This window comes from Mesorhizobium sp. M8A.F.Ca.ET.218.01.1.1 (assembly GCF_004791165.1).
Classification (GTDB): Bacteria; Pseudomonadota; Alphaproteobacteria; order Rhizobiales; family Rhizobiaceae; genus Mesorhizobium.
Window position 1 is genome coordinate 1 of record NZ_SRUZ01000149.1, and the last position, 314, is coordinate 314.

Annotated in this window: 1 pseudogene; it reads right to left on the reverse strand. The window is 60.2% G+C overall.

Annotation, left to right across the window (positions count from 1 at the left end):
• Positions 1-314: pseudogene (locus EN861_RS34780) on the reverse strand (cytochrome c oxidase subunit II); the annotation flags it as partial.

The following is a 314-nucleotide window of genomic DNA, read 5'->3' on the forward strand; positions in this document are numbered from 1 at the left end:
GGCTTCTCGGAACGTAACAGCAAGCTGCTAGACCGACCCGGGATGAGATCCTGCTTTCCGGCAAGGCTTGGCACCCAGAACGAATGGATGACATCGGCGCCTTCAAGCCGGATCTGAACATCCGTCCGCACGGGAATGTGGATTTCGTTGGCCGTCTGAAAGCCGGACGTCGCACCGGAGCCGGCATAGAATACCTGCCACCACCATTGCTGTCCCCGCACTGTGATCGTGAGGGCGGCGCTCTTCGGGACACCGATGCTGCGGGTAGTGTAGAAGCTTGCGATCGTCAGACCGGCGATGATGACGACAGTCGC